Below are 17,945 nucleotides of genomic sequence, written 5' to 3' on the forward strand. Positions count from 1 at the left end.
CCTCTCACTCGCACCTCCCGATTCTGTGCACTAGACGAAATGTGAACCATGTCCTCCACTGCTTTCGCTTCGCGTTCTACCCCTCGACCTTCTCGCCGACTCGCCCTCATTGCCGCGGCCGGCGCCTTCGCCGTCGCGTTCAGCGGCGTCGCCGTTGTGCCGGCCAGCGCCGCCGTCAACACCGTCACGGTCGCCGTGCCGGCCGGTAGCAAGGTCTCGAGCGACCTCGGTACCATTCCGGCCGACGCCGCTTCCGTTGACGTCATGTTCGATACCACCGCTGCCGCCCGCACGGACATCAAGGTTCTGGTCGGCCCGGAGTACACGCAGCGCTACTACTTCACCGCTCCGGTCGGTGATGGCCCCGAGCGCACCTACACGGTTCCGGTCACCAGCAAGTCAGACGGAACCATTGTCGTCGCCAGCAGCGTCGCCAACGTCAAGGTCGAGATGACCGTCGTCGGCTACACCAAGAAGGTCGTTCCGGCACCGACTCCGGCTCCCGCACCGACTCCGGCTCCCGCTCCGGCTCCGGCTCCCGCTCCGGCTCCGGCTCCCGCTCCCGCCCCGGCTCCCGCCCCGGCTCCCGCACCTGCCCCGGTACCTGCGCCCACTCCGGCACCCGCTCCGACCGCGGTGCCCACCGGTACTATGCTGAACGGCACAAATACCGGTGTTCCCGCCGGTACCGTGCTCAAGGTCGTCAACGGTGACATCACCGTCACCGTCCCCGGTGCCGTGCTCAACGGCCTCGATATTCGCGGTCTGGTCAAGATCAACGCCGCCAACGTCACGATCAAGAACTCGATCATTCGTGGTCGTGCCGACAAGCCCGGCGTACTCATCAACAACCTGGGTGGCTTCAGTAACCTGGTCGTGACCGACACTGAAATCTTTCCCACCGTCATGTCGAACAATAACCACGGGATCTACGGTTATAACCTCACCGCGACCCGCCTGAACATTCACAACGTGATCGACGGCATCCACATCACCGGCAGCAACGTGACCGTGCAGAACTCCTGGATCCACGACCACGCACACTACGCGCAGGACCCGAACCACGGCGGAACGCCCAGCCACGACGACGGCATCCAGGTTCAGGTCGGCAACAACATCAAGGTCAACGGCAACCGTCTGACGGGCGCTTACAGCGCCGCCGTGCAGGTCACCCAGGACCGCGGAAAGGTCTCCAACTTCAGCTTCACCAACAACTACGCCGACGGCGGACACTGCACGGTGAACATCGCCCAGAAGACCTACGGCCCCCTGGTCGGCACCGTCATCAAGGACAACACGTTCGGCCGTGACACCGACAACTTCAACTGCGGCATCATCTCGTCGACCACGACCATCATCGACCACGCCCGCAACTTCTTCACCGACGGCACCGCCGTCACCATCCGCAAGGGTGCCTAAGCCGCGGCACTCCCCACCCAGCTAGCTCCTACCAAGAATTCCCTCGCAGGAAACCAGGCGGGCCCCACGTGCGCAGCACGCGGGGCCCGCTTTTTTGCATATCCAGCGCGCCGAGTCAGGCGCCGCGCCGCGGCGGACCCGGTCCTGGTCCCGCCCGATCACCGCAGGCCAGCCGCAGCACTGCGCGCCTCGCTGACAAACGCGACACCACCTCGAACCCGGCCGCCTCGAACAGCGAGAGTGACCCTTGGTAGAGCTCCGCCGCCGACACCGTGGCCTTCGCCGTCACATCCACCGGGTAGCCTTCGAGCACCCGCGCCCCCAGTGATCGTGCCTGCTCCACGGCCGCACGCTCCCACGCTCCCACGCTCCCACGAGCCCACGAGCCCCCGAGGACGAATGGACCCGGCAGCTGCTCGTGTTCCTGGCGAAGTAGCTGAACCCAGGAGCGCCCGTCACTGACACGTGAAAAGCCCGCGTCGGCTAGCCGATCTCAGGACTTGATTCCTCTAGATCATCACGACGGTGTTGATCACGTTTGTGGCACTCCGGTGCATCGGCTCCTGGTGCGCACGGGCATGCTCGCGGAGGCGCTTGAAGGCTTCATCCATATGGATGTTGTTGCGGGCAGCGATGACGCCTTTGGCCGGCTCGATGAAAACCCGGCTGGTGAGTGCACGCTGCAATTGCGCATTCACCGTGGCATTTTTTCGAGCCGAGCGTTCGTGAAGGAGACTGATGGTCGCGACGTCTGCCAGTGCCTGCCCGATTGTGGAGTCTTCACTACTCAGGGCGCCTATTCGCGTTCGAAACAGATTCAGTGCTCCGATGGTGTTGGGACGAAAGCGCAGGGGGATGGCATCCACGGAGTGGAAACCCTGCGACAGTGCCGCCTGAAAATTGGGGTACCGACATCCGTCCGCCGCAATATTGCTCAGCGTGACGACCGCGCCGGACCGATAGGCGTCGACGCAAGGACCTGCCCCGGCCTGGTGGTGGAGTACCTCCACGAGGTGGCTCTCCTTACTCGTAGCTGCAGACCTGCAGGTTGCCGTTTGAATCAGCCAGTAGAAGGCTCGCCGCGGTGGCGTCGAGCAACATCACACATTGATCGAGCAGAGTGTGCGGGAGACGTTGGTGACTGATTGCACGACCAGAGTGCGACGCACCAACCGGAGGAGGCGCCGACTTCAAGGCCCACAACTACCGCGAAAGTCGATCGGCCTATTCCCCGCGAGAGATCAGGCTGCGGAGCCAGGTATGAGCTTCTCGGCACGATAGCGGTCGAATAGGGATGTGAAGGAGTCGATCGTGCGGTGGTGCGGGGTGAAGCCTGCGAGGCGGCTCTTGGTGATGTCGGTGAACACTTCGATGGTGCGGCCGAGGTCGGCGTCGGTGTGCCACCAGGACGCGATGCGCCCCAGATCGGACTCGACGAGGCCGTGTGCGGTGGCGACGTCGGCCCAGACCGGCTCCATGCCGGCCATTTGCACCTCGAGGGGACGCGGCTCGTTCACGAAACCTTCCGGATCGACGTCAAAGTAGGCGGCGATCTTCGGCCACATCGCGCGCCAGCGAAAGACATCGCCGTTGACGACATTGAATGCTTCGTTGGCGCCGGCTTCCGTTGTCGCGGCCCACACCATCTGCTCAGCGAGGATGGTCGCGTCGGTCATGTCGGTGACGCCGTTCCACTGGGTCTCGCTGCCGGGGAACACAAAGGGAATGCTGAGGTGCTTGCACAGGGATGCCTGCGCGGCGAGGGTGAGTCCCATGTTCATGAGGTTGCCGACGGCATGGCCGATCACGGTGTGCGAGCGGTGCACCGACCAGGTAAACCCTTGGCAAGCGGATGCCGCGAACAGCTCGTCTTCCTGCGCGTAGTAGAAGTTCGCCACATTGAGGCGCGGTTCGTCTTCATGAAAGGGGGTTTCGGGCATAGTGCCCTGTCCGTAGGCCTCGAACGGGCCGAGGTAGTGCTTGAGCCCGGTGACGAGGGCGACGTGGCGCACCGGCGCGTGGGCGAGTGCGGCGAGGAGGTCCCGCACCATGCCGGCGTTCACCTCGATGTTGAGTTCCTCGGTGTCCTGACGTGACCAGGCGGTGAAGAAGACCTGTTCGGGGTTCTCGTCGGCCAGTGCGCGCTTCAGGTCGGCGGGGGACCGCAGGTCGGCTTGGATCCAGCGCACGCCGGGCAGGTCACGGCCGACGCGGCGGGCCAAGGCGAGCACATTCCAACCCTCGGCGGAAAGCTGGTCGACGACGGCGGATCCGGTGATGCCGGAAGCTCCGACGACGATGGCGGTGCGGGTGTGGGGCTCGGGTGAAATAGTCATTATTTTGTGTAACCGTGTGGTGTGGGAGGTATTCCTCACGCCATGGCAGCCCAGTTTGGGAACGACGTTGCCGGACCGGAGGCGGGGCCACGACCGCCGCCGGCGGGCATCCGCTTCTGAGGTGAGGCAGGCAACTACGTTGACGCGTCAACTAGACACGCGGCGCTGGGTGTTCCTCCGCGACGACGTCTGGTCTGTTTCGCTTGAGCATGCCCGATATTTTGAACACGATCCCGACGATGATCAGGCCAAGGATCAGGCCGAACACGGCCGACATCGCGGTGTCGGTGACCCAGACGACGATGGGGCCGGCAGCTACGATGACGTTCGTGACGGTGTGCAAGACGTCATAGGGGCCGTGCCAGAAAGTCTCGGCGAGGTTGACGATCACCAAATGGCCGCCAACCCACAGCATTGCGACCGTACCGATGATTCCGATCATTCGGAACACAGCGGGCATGGAGGCCACGATGCGCGCGCCGGTGCGTCGCACCCGCCGTGCGGGGTTTTTCATCAGTGACAGGCCGATGTCGTCGATTTTGACTAAGAGCGCGACCGCGCCGTAGACGAGCACGGTCATGCCGAGGCCGATCACCACCAACGCGCCGAGCGTCATCCAGATGCCGAAATCGGGGTCGAGGCTGGCCAGCGCGATCAGCATGATCTCGGTGCTGAGGATGAGGTCGGTGCGAATGGCGCCGAAAATGAGTTTGCGCTCATCCCGTGATTCGGTCTCGTCGGTGGCGTGATGCGCGCCGAACCATTCGGTGACTTTCTCCGCGCCCTCGAAGCACAGGTAGGTGCCGCCGAGGATGAGCAGCCAGGGCAACACCCAGGGCGCGAATGCGGACAGGAGCAACGCGAGCGGGATGATGATGACGAACTTGTTGAACAGACTGCCGAGGGCGATGCGCCAGACGACGTGCAGCTCGCGCGCGGGCGACAGCCCCTGAACATATTGCGGGGTGACGGCTGCGTCGTCGATGACGACACCGGCAGTCTTCGCGCTCGCTTTGAGTGCGGCGGTGAGTATGTCATCGACGACGGCAAGTAGGCCGACCGACATGTGGTTCTCCTTGGCTGGGGGCGCCCACGTGAAGGGCACCGGCAATGAAGTCCAGAGTACCGTGGGGGAGGTGGGTGCGAGCCGTGGCAATTCGGCATCCGCTCTAAAAATGCGGAGGATGCTCCGCACGGAGTGACCGTTTCGCACAAGGCCGAGTGGAACCGGCACGTGCTCGCGTTTGAAATCGTTGAATGTGATCCGAACGCGCACGGTGCTGCGCATGCTAACTGGACAGCGATACCAGCGCGGTCCAGGTTTTCCCGAAGTCGTCGCTGGCGGCGATGCCGGTGACGTCTGCGACGAGGATCCAGGGCGAGGAGCCGCCGACGACGGCGAACGCTTCGGGGGCACGTCCGGTCGTTCCGGTTTGCGTCCACGTCTCGCCGTCCAGGCGCCAAACTGCGCCGCTGGGATCCAGACCGACCAATCCTCCGCCTGCGTTGGCGTCGACGGTGTCCAGCAGGAGCAGCACGGGAGCGCCAGGCATCGCGCTGAAGGTGCGACCCACGTCGGTGCTCAGCATGACGCCTTCGGCGGTCGTGGCGTAGAGCCGTTCGGCCTGAGACGGATCCGCGCTCAGGTCGCGGAGTGCAAGGTTCGCTCCCGCTGTCCAGGTGAGGCCGGAGTCGTCACTGATAGAAATGTTCCCGGCGCCCGCGTCGTACCCGTAGACGCGCAGGGTACCGTCGTCGAGGGGGACGGCATCCAGATCGTGAAAATCAGTCTTGCCCGCCAGCGACAGGGCCGTCCAGGATGAGGCGCCGTCCGTGCTGGAGATGAGCCCCAGGTTGGGGAGCGCCAGGTCGCTGGGTTCGCTTGGATCTGGGTGACCAGACGCCAACAACTGCCCGGGCGCGGCCACGGTGAAACCCATCGTGTCCTGTGCAAGGCCGGCGATCTGTATCGGCTGGGTCGTGTCGGCTCGTGGCGCTCCGGCCAGATAAGTGTCGGGCAGCATGCCGGTCGGGATGAGCCACACCCCCTGGTGGGTGGCCGCGTAGGTGTCTCCGGTCAGGGGATCGGCGCCGAGGCCATGCACGTGCTCGACAGCGTTCGCCGTCGAGTTGGTGCTGGGCGTCGAATCCAGATTATTGGTGGAACACCCCGTAAGGATGATGAGGCCGACGAGCGATACCGACAGGGCCGGCATTCGGCATTGTGATCGGTTGAATTTAACCAAGAGTGACTCCGCGAGTGCTCATGAAGGGTTGTGGATTGACGCGGGCACCATTGACGCGTGTTTCAAAGTGCACGTGACAGCCGTTGGACGCACCCGTCGTTCCGACGAGAGCGATGGTGGCGCCTGCGGAAACCTGTTGCCCGGTGCTGACGAGCAGAGAGCTGTTGTGCGCGTAACCGGTTTGGGTTCCGTCACCGTGGTCGATGAGGACCCAGTTGCCGTAGGAGCCCAGCCAGCCGGCGTAGCTGACTGTTCCAGCGGATGCTGCCGACACGTTCTGCCCGCAGCCCGCGGCTATGTCGGTTCCATAGTGGAACGCACCGACTCCCGCCACCGGTCTATTGGGTCGAGCCCCATACGCTGAGCTAATCCAGCCTGACACGGGCAAGGTCCAGCCCTGTCCGTTGGGCGTTCTGCTGCCGCCAGCAGGCCTGCTCGCTGCTGCGGCCGCCGAAGCGGCGGCCGCAGCAGCCTGGGCGGCGCGCGCTTTCGCGGCGGCAGCTTCGGCTGCCCGTCGGATTTCTTCGCCCGCAGCGTAGTCGGCTTCCGTCGCGGCGCGATCCTCGGTCAGAACTGCTAGCTGCGCCTGTAGAGTTGCGGCAATTTCCTGCTGGTCGGCCAGTGCCGTCTCCACCCGGATGCTCGCGGCCATCGCGTCGGCCAACGCGGTTTCAGCCGTCTTGGCTAGCGCGCCGAGCGTCTGCTGTGCGACCTGGGCCTGATCCGTGAGCGATCTGGCGGAGTTTGCATCAGCGGCGGCGGACTCATAGACCACGCTCATCCGCTCGGTCAGCTTGCTCATGGAGCCAAGCTGATTCAAAAGGTCACTGGCGCTAGGCCCGTCTAAAAACAGCGACAACGACAGGTCGCTGTTCCCCGACCGAGCGAGCATGGCCGCCAGCCGGCCGGCCTGTTCGCCCGAAATGGCGGCGGCGGCCGAAGCTGCGTCGGCCTGGTCCCGCAAATTCGTTGCTCGCAAGGTCGCATCGTCGAATGCGTTTTGCGCAGCCTCGTAGGTGGCCGCGCGACGAGATGCTTCGGCACGCGCAGCATCCACTTCGGCGGTGAGGCCTGCGATCAGCCCGGTCAACTCCGTGACCTGCGCTTGTTTACCAGCTTCGGACGAACGTGCGGTTTCCACATCGGACCAGCTCGGGTACTCGGCCGCGCCGGCCGGCACCGCGACCAGAAGGAGCGACAGAACCGTCACTGCTCCGAGAGCGAACCGAGCGCCAGCCCTGCGCCTAGCCAAGTGACACCCCTCGGGTGCTCATGAATATTTCCGCGTCGATTCGTTCACCGTCGACGCGGGTTTCGAAGTGCACGTGGCAGCCGCTGGATGCACCTGTTGATCCCACTACGGCGATGATTTCACCGGCCACGACCAGTTGACCGGCGTCGACGAGGAGCTGACTGTTGTGGGCATATCCCGTCTCGACGCCGTTGCCGTGGTCGATGAGAATCCAGTTGCCATAGGAACCCTGATAGCCCGAGGTGACAACTTTGCCTCCGGTGGCCGCGAAGACGGGCTGGCCGCAGGGTGCGGCTATGTCGGTTCCGTTGTGGAAGTCGCCGACACCATCAACGGGTTTGTTCGGGCGAGAACCGAAGGGGCTCGATATTCGGCCCAGAACTGGTAGAGCCCAGCCTTGGTCGCTGAGCTGGCCCGGACTTAAGCTGGCCCATTCCCCATTGCTGGCGACTTGGGTGTACGAGGCCGGTTCGGGTGCTTCCGTGATGGTGTATCCGTCGCGTTCAATGAGAACGGATGCCGTCCCTTCTGCGCTGAGGCTTTGTAGCTCGTCCGCCGGGGCGGCGCTCGCAGCAGCGGCTTGCGATGATTCTGTGTTGACCGCCAGCGCGGGCAGGGACGTGCTTATTGCGAAGAGCGCGATCATCGCCATGGCGCTTCCGGCCGCAGCGCGCTGGCGCAGCGGGATCGAACGGGGTACAACTTTCGCCGCTGGCGCAGTTTTCCAGGGGTCAGAGCGACCCGCGCGCAGCATGCTCTCCATGGCGCGCAAATCGCGTCGTGACATTGGTGGAATGGCGCCGGGAAGGCGGGGCGCTGTGGCGACGTGACCGGTGTTATCCACGTAGTACCGTCCCCGCGACGCGCAGCAGAGAAAGAATTTGACGGCAATGCATACTTGTGTCCTTGCAGGTCATTCAGAAAACGAACGGTGGGTTCCACCGGCGGGTCCTCCAGAGAAGGACCCGCCGGACGTGCCGCTCTAGAGCGAAGCGAGAAGCTTAGCCATTTCGTCGATTTCGGCCGTCTGCGTCTTGACGATGTTGGCGGCCATCGCCTGTGCATCCGCATTCTCCCCATCATCAATTTCGAGCTGCGCCATCGCGACAGCGCCCTCATGATGCACCGTCATTTGTTCCAGGAACAGGGTGCTGGCCTCTACCCCAGAGGCATCCTGCAGGGCCATCATGTCGTCGTCGGACATCATCCCGTCAGAGCCACCGCCCATGCCGCCCATGCCCGACATGCCGTTTTCATCCTCGCCCCATGCCGTCAACCAGTCTTTCAGCTGCGTGATCTCCGGTTCCTGAGCGGCCTTGATCTCCGTCGCGAGGTCGATCACGCTTTCATCAATACCGTCCTTGGCAAGGAGGTCATCGCTCATTTGAACGGCCTGCTCGTGATGGGGGATCATCATCTGCGCAAAGGTCACGTCGGCGGAATTAAACGCCGCTGTGGTTTGGCTGGCGGAGGGGTCTGCTGAATCGGTGGCGGGACTGCCGCCAGCGCATGAGCTGAGGGTGAGAGTGGCCGCGAGGGCCACAGCCGCATACAGAAAAGTTCGTGGTTTAAACATTGTTCATCCATTCGTCGTAGGCAGTAGAAACCGAGTGGCCGCAAGCACGGCAAAGCTCCGAAGCCACGTGCTGGCTCGGAACTACATCACGGTCTAAACGCGACAGATGGAGAGAAGAGTGAGGCTGGGGCGCTGAACCGGCAGGACGATGGTGCGCCAGGAGTTCAGGAGGATACTGCCGGCGTCGAGCAGGCGCCGATAGGTGGCCGGAAGCCGAGTCAGGAACACCAGGGCGACGAGCGTGAGGAGCAGAACGCAGGTCATCGCGAGCAGGGCGCAATCAAGCATCCCGCCCAGGCTCCCCGACGAGATCGCAGCAACGACGGGAGCAGCCATGACAGCACCCATCCCCATCACCGAAGATTGTTGCTCAGACACAATCGATGAAGCAGCGGGCGGCGTATGCATGGCATGCCCGGTGGCCTCGGAATGGATGGCGAAAACGGCGAAAAGCAGCGCGGCGAGAGCGAGCAAGGCGACGAAAGGCGACAAAGAGACGGGTGCAGAGATCCGTTGTGCCGCGCGATCCCGTGTCATTTCACCTACTTCATTACCTACAGCCAAGATTGAACTGCCAATGTCTTCCCTCGCAGAATACCCCACGGCGCGTTGTGAATCCTGAGTGCCAGTCGCACGCGAGCACAACTGCGGGCGGTGACGGCGCTTTCTGCGGACGGCACGGGCAACGCTTCAGGCAGCCACCGTTGATTCCACCTGTGCCAGAGGTGTCGTCGGAGCGGTCCACGTCCGAAGCGCAATGATGCCGGCGAGTATCCCTATGCCGGCGAGCACCCCTGCAGTCGGTGCTAGACCGAGCACGGCACCGAGTATCCCGGCGAGAGGATAGGTGACGATGAAGCAGGCGTGCGAGAGGGAGAACTGTGCGGCAAAGACGGCCGGCCGATTCGTTTCGTCGGACGAGCGGCGCAACAGCCGTGCCGACGGCGTCAGGATGGACGAGGTCGCGGTACCGAGCACGAACCAGATCACGAGGAGGCCAGACCAAGTTAAAGGTGTTGCCGGCGCGACAACAATGCCGGTGAGGGATAGAAGCCCGACGGGCAGCACCGCACAGCCGAGCAGCATGACGTTCCGGTCGTCAAAGCGCTCGAGTACCCGTGGAAGCGCGAGCGCGACGAGCATGGACCCGAATCCGTAGCAGGCCAGAGCGAGGGCGAAGTCAGACTGAGCGCGGCCGAAGTGGCTTTGTACGAGTACGACGGTGTTCACAATGACCATGCCGGTTGACGTCGCGACGACCATGTTCATGGCGAGCAGCGCGCGCAATTCCGGTGTGCGCCAGAAGACGCGTCCGCCGCGGGTAAGGCGGTCCAGAAATGGTGTTGGAGTGGCGACCCGGTGCGTAGGCAGGGTGGCTGTGAGCACGAGCAGGGCAGAACCCACGAATCCGACGACAGTCCCCACGAAGAGAGAATGGTAACTGATCACGGTCAACAGGGCGGCGGCCAGGATGGGGCTCAGAAGCGATTCGAGGTCGTAAGCCAGTCGCGACAGCGACAATGCCCGGGTGTATTCACCTTCATCCGGAAGCACAGCCGGAATCAGCGCTTGGAATGCCGGGGTGAAGGTGGCGGAGGCGGCTTGCAGCACGAAGATGAGCACGTAGATCTGCCAGGCCTCGGTGACGAACGGCAGCGAGAGCGCGACGATCGCGCGCAGCACATCAGCTGACACCAGCAGCATCTTGCGCGGCACGTGCGCCGTCAGGGCGGAGATCACCGGGGCGATACCGACATAGGCGAGCATCTTAATGGTCAGCGCAATGCCGAGCACGATTCCGGCGTCGCCGCCGGCCAGGTCGAAGGCGAGCAGGCCCAATGCCACGGTGAGCAGTCCGGTACCGATCAGCGCCACAATTTGCGCGCTGAACAATCGGCGGTACGTGCGGTTTCGCAGAACCTCAAGCATGAGCGCTCCCGTCGACTGCGTCAGTAGCCCGTTCAAGCGGATGCCGGTGGTGTGCCGGTGTGCCCTCGACGGCATGCTCGGCCTGGGAAATCGCATCCGCAACGAGCTGGCGGGCATGCTCATTGGCCAGACGGTAGAACACCCGCGTGCCCTCGCGGCGGGTCGCCACGATGCGCCCGAGCCGCAGCTTTGCGAGGTGCTGGGAGACTGCAGCTTGAGACTTGTCGACTGTCTCGGCGAGCTGGTTGACCGACAGCTCTGTGTCGCGGAGGGCCAGAATGATGCGAATTCGCGTAGCGTCGGCGAGCATGGCGAAGACCTCCACGGCCAGCTCGACGTACTCCCCATCCGAATCAAGCGTGCACGTCTTCTTATCTGCATTCATATGCAGATTCTTGCACATGCATCCTGTATTGCGATAGAGGCGCTGGACCGGGTGAGATCGGTGGTCCAACCCGCGGGCGAGACGCTGGCGGTCAGCTATGGCGTTGGTTGGCGGGCCCGTCGCGGCGCGTGTCAGCGGTCATGAAAACGATGGCCCGCAACCCGGTCCTTAACACTTCCCCTACAGGGTCTCTTAGCCTCGATCCACCGGTCGAGTTGAGGTTGTGGCGGCGCGTTAAAGCGAGAATGCCTGTCGGATCAGGAAAAATAGAACTGACTTAGGGTTCTCCTGCCTCTTCCGTGGGTTAAATCTGGCCCAAAAGTACAGGTTTGTGCCCGCCGAGGCTGAGCATGGCGAGGGCGATGAGTGCGTCAGGGGATTTGAAGCCGAAGGCGATGCGGGTCATGAGGCGGATCTTGGTGTTCATGGATTCGACGCGGTCGTTGGAGAGGCCGTGCTCGATGGATGCGAGGATCGCGGTGCGGTGTTTGACGATGCTCTTCTGCAGTTTCACGAAGGAGGGGATTCGGCAGCGGCGGCCCCCCGACCCATTTGTCGAGAGCTTCGGTCGCCTCACTGAGAGGCAGATTGAAGATCACGCGGAGGCCTGCTTGCAGGTAGTAAGCGCGGGCCAGGCGAGGGTCGGTCTGCACGATCCAGGCGAGTTTTGCTTGCTGCTTCTCGGTCAGGTTCTCAGGGTTCTCCCAGAGGGCGTAGCAGTAGTTCTTGATGCCAGCAGCTCGAGCACTATCCGGGCGGGCCGGAGTATCGGCAGCGGGTCGGCCGCGAGTGCGGCGGGCATCGTTGTGCCGGGCGGCTGTACGGGCCTCGTTCCACGCGGCCCGGCGGACGTCGTTGAGGGCTTCGGTGGCCCATTTCACGACGTGGAACGGATCAGCGCACCGAACGGCGTTGGGCGCTCATTCCGTGACAACACTGGCGATCCAAGCCGCACCATCCGCGGACACATGCGTGATCTGGGCCGACCGTTCGGGCCCTAACGCGTCGAAAAACGTCGCCAGGATGGCCTTGTCCTGGCCCGGCGCGGCCCCGGACGAGGCAGCCGGAATCGTGGTCGACGACGCAGGTCAAATACTTGTGGCCACGCTTGTAACTGACCTCGTCAATGCCGATCCGGGTGAGGTCGGCGAATTGGTCGTATTGCCTCTCGGTATCGGCCCAAACCCGGGTGATGATCGCGCCGACAGTGCGCCACGCGATGCGCATCAACACGGTGATCGCAGTCTTCGACGCCACGCAACCTGGTCATCAAAGAACAATGTGTGACCGCTGTGGTGACGGGCCCACGGCACGGCGGCGACCGTCACGCCGTGGACACGGCACGACACTCGGGGTGCGTCAGCTTCGAGGTGAACTTGAATCGAGCCCAGGTCCAACGCACGCCAGCGACGTCGCCCATCACCGAGGTCGTAGCGTGGGCTGCGTTTCTGGCAGGACCCGCAGCGGTTTCGCTTGGACGCCATCGGACGCACCGAAGCGATCAGAATCCTGCCCTCCAGGTCGAGATCGATGTCGTCGACGAACGTCTTCTCGACACCGAGAAGGGTTCACCATACTCTTAGAATTTGCACGCCGCTTTTCCGCTCCCGAGTTTCTTACCTTTGACAGTTAGAAACCTAGGCGGAGAGCGGCATACGGCCCTTAAGGCTCTCTTGACGGACCCACGGTTACGTCAAGAGAGCCGGAAAAAGTCCCGGCAGATCTTGCGATTTTCCGGGACTTTTGGTGGGCCGTTCGCGAAACCCAGCAGGGCGCGGATCGCGGGGGAATCGGGGAACGATTTTCCTCCGCACGGCGCGCGATTTTCCTCCAGTTCGCAGAAATTAGCACTCACCGCTTCGCGGGGATTCGGATGACCGCAGCGCGTCGCGCAGCCCTGCACGCCCTCATGAACCGCCGGTAATCACCTCGCTGTGCACGGACGTCATTGAGTGCTGGCAGCAAATTCTCGATGATGCGGCCGTTGACACCGCATCGAGCATCCAGGCCTTTCCCGGCCGCAAGGTCCACGTAGAGGGGCATAGATGTGGCCCAGGCCGGGAACCGACGGGGTGAAACGGTGCGAGCGTGCCTCGCATGAAATCCTCGCGCCTCTGCCGGACATGCCTCAGTATGAGAGTTGTGACCGACACCCAGCGCGAAAAGCGGATGCGCAACCTCGTCGCGCTCGTCGGCGACCCTGTACGCCGCTACCTGCACCGCCGCACCGACGCCGCGACGGCCGACGATGTGATCGGCGACACGCTGCTCGTGTGCTGGCGCCGCCTCGACGAGGTGCCCGACGATGCCCTCCCCTGGGCGATCGTCGTCGCTCGACAGTGCCTCAGCAACGCCCAACGCGCCGAGCGTCGCCGCACCCGTCTCATCGGCCGCATCATCGCGATCGACCCGCCGCCGGCCGTTGCACACGAGAACCCGGCAGCATCCACCGTCGATGAAGGCACTGCCGTGGCGGCCCGCGTGACCGCAGCCCTCGCCGGCCTGCGTCGAGACGATGCCGAGATCCTGCGGCTGTGGGCGTGGGACGAGTTGACGAGCCCGCAGATTGCCGTTGTGCTCGGCGTCAGCGCGAACGCAGCGGCGATCCGGCTGCACCGCGCGAAGGCGCGCCTCAAGCAGGAGCTACTGAAATCGGGCCACCCGACCGGACATATACCTTACGACGAAGGGAGCGACGATGCACGACGATGACCGTGCGCTGCGCGATCAGCTGCGCGCCGCCGATCCGGCCCGCGCGCTGCCCCCTGCCTCGCCGACGTGGCTCGACCACAGAATGGAGCAGATCATGACCGACCAATCCGTTACCACCCCGACTGTCACCCCCGAGACGCCGCGACGCGCGTTCCGGCGGTGGATGCCGGTGGCCGGCGTCGCCGCGGGCCTCGCCATCGCCGCCGCTATCGTCGTACCCCTCGTTCTCGGTGGTCCGGAACCCACCATCGAGGCGCTGCAGCCTCCCATGGGTGGAGGCCTCGCGAGCGGTAGCTGCCTCGTACTCGAGCCGGCGACCGTCGCGGCGCAGGAGCAGGCGTTCGCCGCGACGGTGCTGCAGATCCAGGGCAACACCGTTTTGCTGGAGGTCACAGAGCGCTTTGTCGGCGAGGTCGCCGACCGCGTAGAGGTGGCGCAGGTCAACGCGATGACCTCTGACTTCTCGGGCGTGCCCTTCGCGGTCGGCCAGAGCTACCTCGTCGGCGCAGTCGATGGAACGATCACGGGATGCGGCGTGACCGGGGCCGACAGTGCCGAGCTTCGCGCGGTCTACGACGCAGCGTTCCCTGGCTGATCTAGGAACGAGCGAGCGGCTGGCGGGAAAAGTGCGTGGAATCGTCCCATCAACGCTCGCGCAGCATCCGCTCGTAACAGAAATCGCTCCTGAGAATCGCTCGAGGAGCGATTTCTCTTTGGCGGCCGAGCCGTTTCATGAAAGAAGCCCCGGTTCGCCGCCACTGGGGAGAACACCGAGCTCGGGCAACTCGTTATCTAAACTTGGTTTAGTACGAGCGAAAGGAACCACCATGAGCATGGAAGGCGCGGCCTGGAGCTCGCTGCACAAGATCTCGCGTGCTAGGGACGGCAAGCACGGCTTCTCCCGTGAGTCCGTGAGGCGGATCATGACGTTCGCGGTGCCCTACCGGTCCAAGCTGCTGATCTTCATCACCCTCTCCACCGTGGGAGCTTTCCTCGCGGTCGCGACGCCGGTACTCGCCGGCCAGGTGGTCGACGTCATCGTCGCCCAGGGCGCGGTCACCACGATTGTGTGGCTCGCCGTCGTCATCGCGCTCGTGGCAGTGGCCGACGCAGCCGTGTCACTCGTGACGCGCTGGTACTCGGCGAGGATCGGCGAAGGCGTGATTTTGGACCTCCGTACCGCCGTCTTCAATCACGTGCAGAAGATGCCGATCGCGTTCTTCACCCGCACACGAACGGGCGCGCTCGTGAGCCGCCTCAACAACGATGTGATCGGCGCTCAGCAGGCCTTCAGCGGCACGCTGTCCGGCGTGGTCACGAACGTCGTGGCGCTGATCCTCACCCTGATCGTCATGCTCAGCACGTCCTGGCTCGTGACGGTTCTCGCCGTGATCATGCTCCCCATCTTCCTGGTACCCGCCCGCCGCATGGGGAGCCGCCTCGCCGCGCTCCGCCGCGAGGCCGCCGATCACAATTCCGCCATGAGCACGCAGATGACCGAGCGCTTCTCAGCGCCCGGCGCCACCCTCGTCAAGCTGTTCGGCCGGCCCGACGAGGAGGCCGAGGAGTTCCGCGTCCGCGCCGCCCGTGTCCGCGATATCGGTGTGCGGGCCGCGATGCTGCAGTTCGTCTTCTACACCGCACTGATGCTCGTCTCCGCTCTCGCCCTGGCGCTCGTGTACGGGCTCGGCGGCTTCCTCGCACTAGCCGGCCAGCTGAACACCGGTGACGTGGTCACCCTGGCGCTCCTTCTCACCCGCCTCTACGCGCCGCTCACCGGCCTCGCAAACGCACGGGTGGAGATTATGAGCGCGGTGGTCAGCTTCGAGCGCGTCTTCGAGGTGCTCGACCTTGACCCGCTCATTAAGGAGAAGCCCGACGCCGTCGCCGTGCCCGAAGGCCCGGTGTCCGTCGAGTTCGACAACGTGCGCTTCGCCTACCCGTCCGCGGACAAGGTGTCTCTCGCCTCCCTCGAGGAGGTTTCCACATTGGACACCCGCGGCGGCGAGGAGGTACTGCACGGCGTGTCCTTCAGGATCGAGCCGGGTCAGACCGTTGCCCTCGTTGGTTCGTCCGGTGCCGGCAAATCCACGATTGCGCAGCTTCTCTCGCGCCTGTATGACGTCGACAGCGGGGCCGTGCGTCTCGCGGGGACGGATGTCCGCGATGTCACGTTCGCCTCCATGCGGCACACTCTGGGTATGGTGACGCAAGACGGCCACTTGTTCCACGAGACCATCCTCTCCAATCTGCGGCTCGCGCGGCCGGAAGCGTCCGACGATGAGGTGTGGGATGCCGTTCGCCGTGCGCGGCTCGAGCCGCTCATCCGGTCCCTGCCCGACCAGCTGAACACCATGGTGGGCGAGCGTGGCTACCGATTGTCCGGGGGAGAGCGCCAGCGGATGACCATCGCCAGGCTCCTGCTCGCCCAGCCGCGCGTCGTCATCCTCGACGAGGCGACAGCGGCGCTGGACTCTACGTCTGAGGCCGCCGTGCAGGCGGCGCTCAGCGAGGCGCTCGAGGGACGGACAGCGATGGTGATCGCACACCGCCTTTCCACCATCCGCAGCGCGGACCTGATCCTCGTGGTTGAGGACGGCTTGATCGTGGAGCGCGGTACGCACGAGGAACTGCTGGCGGTGGGTGGGCGGTACGAGGAATTGCACCGGACCCAGTTCGCCGTGCAGAAGAATGTTGCGGCAGATGCGGAAGTGCTAAGCGGGATCTAGTCACTGAGCACTTTGCCACCATGCGGTCCGGCGGCTGAGCCGGACGACCGACGAGTCGGTGGCGCTGGTAATCACGGCCGCGTAACCGACTCCGGCCTGGTGGCCTCACGTCAAGCGCGGGCGGAGCGCGAGGTGAGTTGGCGAAGGGTGGCTTCGATGCCGGCGGCGTTCTGCCGAGGAAAGCCGAGCAGCTCGTATATTTTTCCCTGAACGGCTGGGACGGTGCTGTAGTCAAACGTCTCAGTAACGCGCGTAGACGTGGGCGTGAGCGGCGTGAGTTCCCAGCGCCACCGGTGTCCCGCGGGGTGACGCCACTCTACAAGCCGACCGTCTTCGATGCGCGTCACCGTGCTGGTGATGCGATACGGGACGCCGAACTGCTTCATCGCTACCGAGAATTTTGCGCCCTGGGTGAGCCGCCGCGGCCCCGACACCGTACCGCCGACGGTGCCCGAGCCGTCCAGCTCACCGTGACGGTGCGGATCAGCCACCAACGCGAAGATGTCTTCGGCCGAAGCCGACACCTCAACAGTGCGCGCGACTTGGCGAGGCCCTTGCTCAACCTGTTCGACCGTCATACTGCTCAGCCTAGGTGGGGGCTGTCTCTTAGACGGTGTTTTCGGCCTGACGCGCTGCACGTGGGTTTTTCGGGAGCGGTCGGTGCAACGAATTGCCGCTACGCGGGGTCGACAAGGGCGCCGTCATCCTCGTCGCCCCAAGACTCAACAAGCGTGATTCGCCCGCGCGAATCGCGAATCGAAAGCACGAGCGCAATGATCGCGGTCGCGATTCCGATAACGCCCAGGGGGTTCGCGATACCAATAGCGATATCCAACGCAGGCTGTGTGGGTCCACTGATGATTGTCTGCAAACCGCGAGGTGTTGAATCTGGAAGCGTGAGTCCCAACAAGAGTCCGATAACGCCTGATGCAAGGAAAAACACGTATGTTATCGCGCGAGTTTCGAACCCTCGACGTGCCGTGCGTCGTACCGCGAGCCCCGTGAACACCAGCAAGGCGGCAAAAGTCACACCCAGCGTCGCCGCGTAAATGATGGTGAGGTCGCCACCGATCCCGAAGAGGTGGCGGCCGAAAGAGATCCACGCGGCCACCGCGATACCAGCAACCACGAGCACGCCACCCATGTGCCCTGAGCGCGAGGCACTAGGCGTCGCGCGAACTCGAATTACGCTGTACGTCATCACGCGCTCTCAATCACTGTGCTCGTTACAACCGTAGCCATGGAAGTGCTTGCGCGTGCGCACCTCCACAGATGGACAAGCCCGCGAACCGCGAAATAAATGTGACGCTATCCGACAACACACCCCTGCATGCTTTCTCTAGACGGAATCTAGCAAGATG

Annotated in this window: 16 protein-coding genes and 1 pseudogene; 4 read left to right on the plus strand and 13 right to left on the minus strand. The window is 64.0% G+C overall.

Annotated features, from left to right (window positions below; genetic code table 11):
• The first annotated feature begins 48 nt into the window (after nt 1–48).
• Entirely contained in the window at nt 49–1,419 is a 1,371-nt protein-coding gene (locus E3T46_RS08385; RefSeq protein ID WP_134578201.1) for a hypothetical protein, read from the plus strand.
• 509 nt (nt 1,420–1,928) lie between these two features.
• Here the strand turns inward: E3T46_RS08385 and E3T46_RS18430 are convergent.
• The 11 genes and pseudogenes from E3T46_RS18430 to E3T46_RS08440 form a co-directional block, all read right to left on the minus strand.
• Entirely contained in the window at nt 1,929–2,483 is a 555-nt protein-coding gene (locus E3T46_RS18430) for a GAF and ANTAR domain-containing protein (RefSeq protein WP_134578202.1), read from the minus strand.
• Between the two features lie 177 nt (nt 2,484–2,660).
• Nucleotides 2,661–3,755, minus strand: a complete 1,095-nt coding sequence (locus E3T46_RS08395) for an SDR family oxidoreductase (protein WP_134578203.1) — start codon at nt 3,753–3,755, stop codon at nt 2,661–2,663.
• Nucleotides 3,756–3,906: 151 nt separating this feature from the next.
• On the minus strand, nt 3,907–4,821 hold the full coding sequence (locus E3T46_RS08400; protein WP_134444502.1) for a DUF808 domain-containing protein: 915 nt from the start codon (nt 4,819–4,821) through the stop codon (nt 3,907–3,909).
• 223 nt (nt 4,822–5,044) lie between these two features.
• Complete coding sequence (locus E3T46_RS08405; RefSeq protein ID WP_134444500.1) at nt 5,045–5,971, minus strand: exo-alpha-sialidase; 927 nt, start codon at nt 5,969–5,971, stop codon at nt 5,045–5,047.
• A gap of 22 nt (nt 5,972–5,993) precedes the next feature.
• Nucleotides 5,994–7,211, minus strand: a complete 1,218-nt coding sequence (locus tag E3T46_RS08410; RefSeq protein ID WP_134578204.1) for a M23 family metallopeptidase — start codon at nt 7,209–7,211, stop codon at nt 5,994–5,996.
• A gap of 34 nt (nt 7,212–7,245) precedes the next feature.
• Nucleotides 7,246–7,905 (minus strand): M23 family metallopeptidase, encoded by a 660-nt coding sequence (locus E3T46_RS08415; protein ID WP_166790217.1) that lies wholly within the window; start codon nt 7,903–7,905, stop codon nt 7,246–7,248.
• A 330-nt stretch (nt 7,906–8,235) separates the two neighbouring features.
• Nucleotides 8,236–8,829 carry a DUF305 domain-containing protein gene (locus E3T46_RS08420; RefSeq protein WP_134578206.1) on the minus strand — a complete coding sequence of 198 codons (594 nt, stop codon included), beginning with the start codon at nt 8,827–8,829 and terminating at the stop codon, nt 8,236–8,238.
• Nucleotides 8,830–8,922: 93 nt separating this feature from the next.
• The gene (locus E3T46_RS17875) at nt 8,923–9,165 is read right to left on the minus strand and encodes a hypothetical protein (protein WP_166790218.1); all 243 of its coding nucleotides are present in this window, start codon (nt 9,163–9,165) and stop codon (nt 8,923–8,925) included.
• 354 nt (nt 9,166–9,519) lie between these two features.
• Entirely contained in the window at nt 9,520–10,758 is a 1,239-nt protein-coding gene (locus E3T46_RS08430; protein WP_134578208.1) for an MFS transporter, read from the minus strand.
• A complete protein-coding gene (locus E3T46_RS08435) occupies nt 10,751–11,143 on the minus strand; it encodes a metalloregulator ArsR/SmtB family transcription factor (protein WP_134578209.1) in 393 nt (130 codons plus the stop codon). Before E3T46_RS08435 ends, E3T46_RS08430 begins: the two co-directional genes overlap by 8 nt.
• A gap of 304 nt (nt 11,144–11,447) precedes the next feature.
• A pseudogene (locus E3T46_RS08440) lies at nt 11,448–12,675 on the minus strand (ISL3 family transposase).
• Between the two features lie 610 nt (nt 12,676–13,285).
• Here E3T46_RS08440 and E3T46_RS08445 point away from each other — a divergent pair.
• The 3 genes from E3T46_RS08445 to E3T46_RS08455 all read left to right on the plus strand — a co-directional run bounded on the left by E3T46_RS08445 (nt 13,286) and on the right by E3T46_RS08455 (nt 16,584).
• Complete coding sequence (locus tag E3T46_RS08445; RefSeq protein WP_134578210.1) at nt 13,286–13,855, plus strand: sigma-70 family RNA polymerase sigma factor; 570 nt, start codon at nt 13,286–13,288, stop codon at nt 13,853–13,855.
• Nucleotides 13,842–14,450 (plus strand): hypothetical protein, encoded by a 609-nt coding sequence (locus E3T46_RS08450; protein ID WP_134578211.1) that lies wholly within the window; start codon nt 13,842–13,844, stop codon nt 14,448–14,450. The genes E3T46_RS08445 and E3T46_RS08450 overlap by 14 nt, the downstream gene beginning before the upstream one ends.
• 232 nt (nt 14,451–14,682) lie before the next feature.
• Nucleotides 14,683–16,584: an ABC transporter ATP-binding protein gene (locus E3T46_RS08455; protein ID WP_134578212.1), complete on the plus strand. Its 1,902-nt coding sequence runs from the start codon at nt 14,683–14,685 to the stop codon at nt 16,582–16,584.
• A 110-nt stretch (nt 16,585–16,694) separates the two neighbouring features.
• On the opposite strand, the gene E3T46_RS08460 is transcribed toward E3T46_RS08455, so the two are convergent.
• Complete coding sequence (locus tag E3T46_RS08460) at nt 16,695–17,162, minus strand: SRPBCC family protein (RefSeq protein WP_134578213.1); 468 nt, start codon at nt 17,160–17,162, stop codon at nt 16,695–16,697.
• A gap of 98 nt (nt 17,163–17,260) precedes the next feature.
• On the minus strand, nt 17,261–17,728 hold the full coding sequence (locus tag E3T46_RS08465; protein WP_241980544.1) for a hypothetical protein: 468 nt from the start codon (nt 17,726–17,728) through the stop codon (nt 17,261–17,263).
• Nucleotides 17,729–17,945 lie beyond the last annotated feature (217 nt).

The sequence above is a fragment of the Cryobacterium sp. Hh11 genome (assembly GCF_004404045.1).
GTDB lineage: Bacteria > Actinomycetota > Actinomycetes > Actinomycetales > Microbacteriaceae > Cryobacterium > Cryobacterium levicorallinum.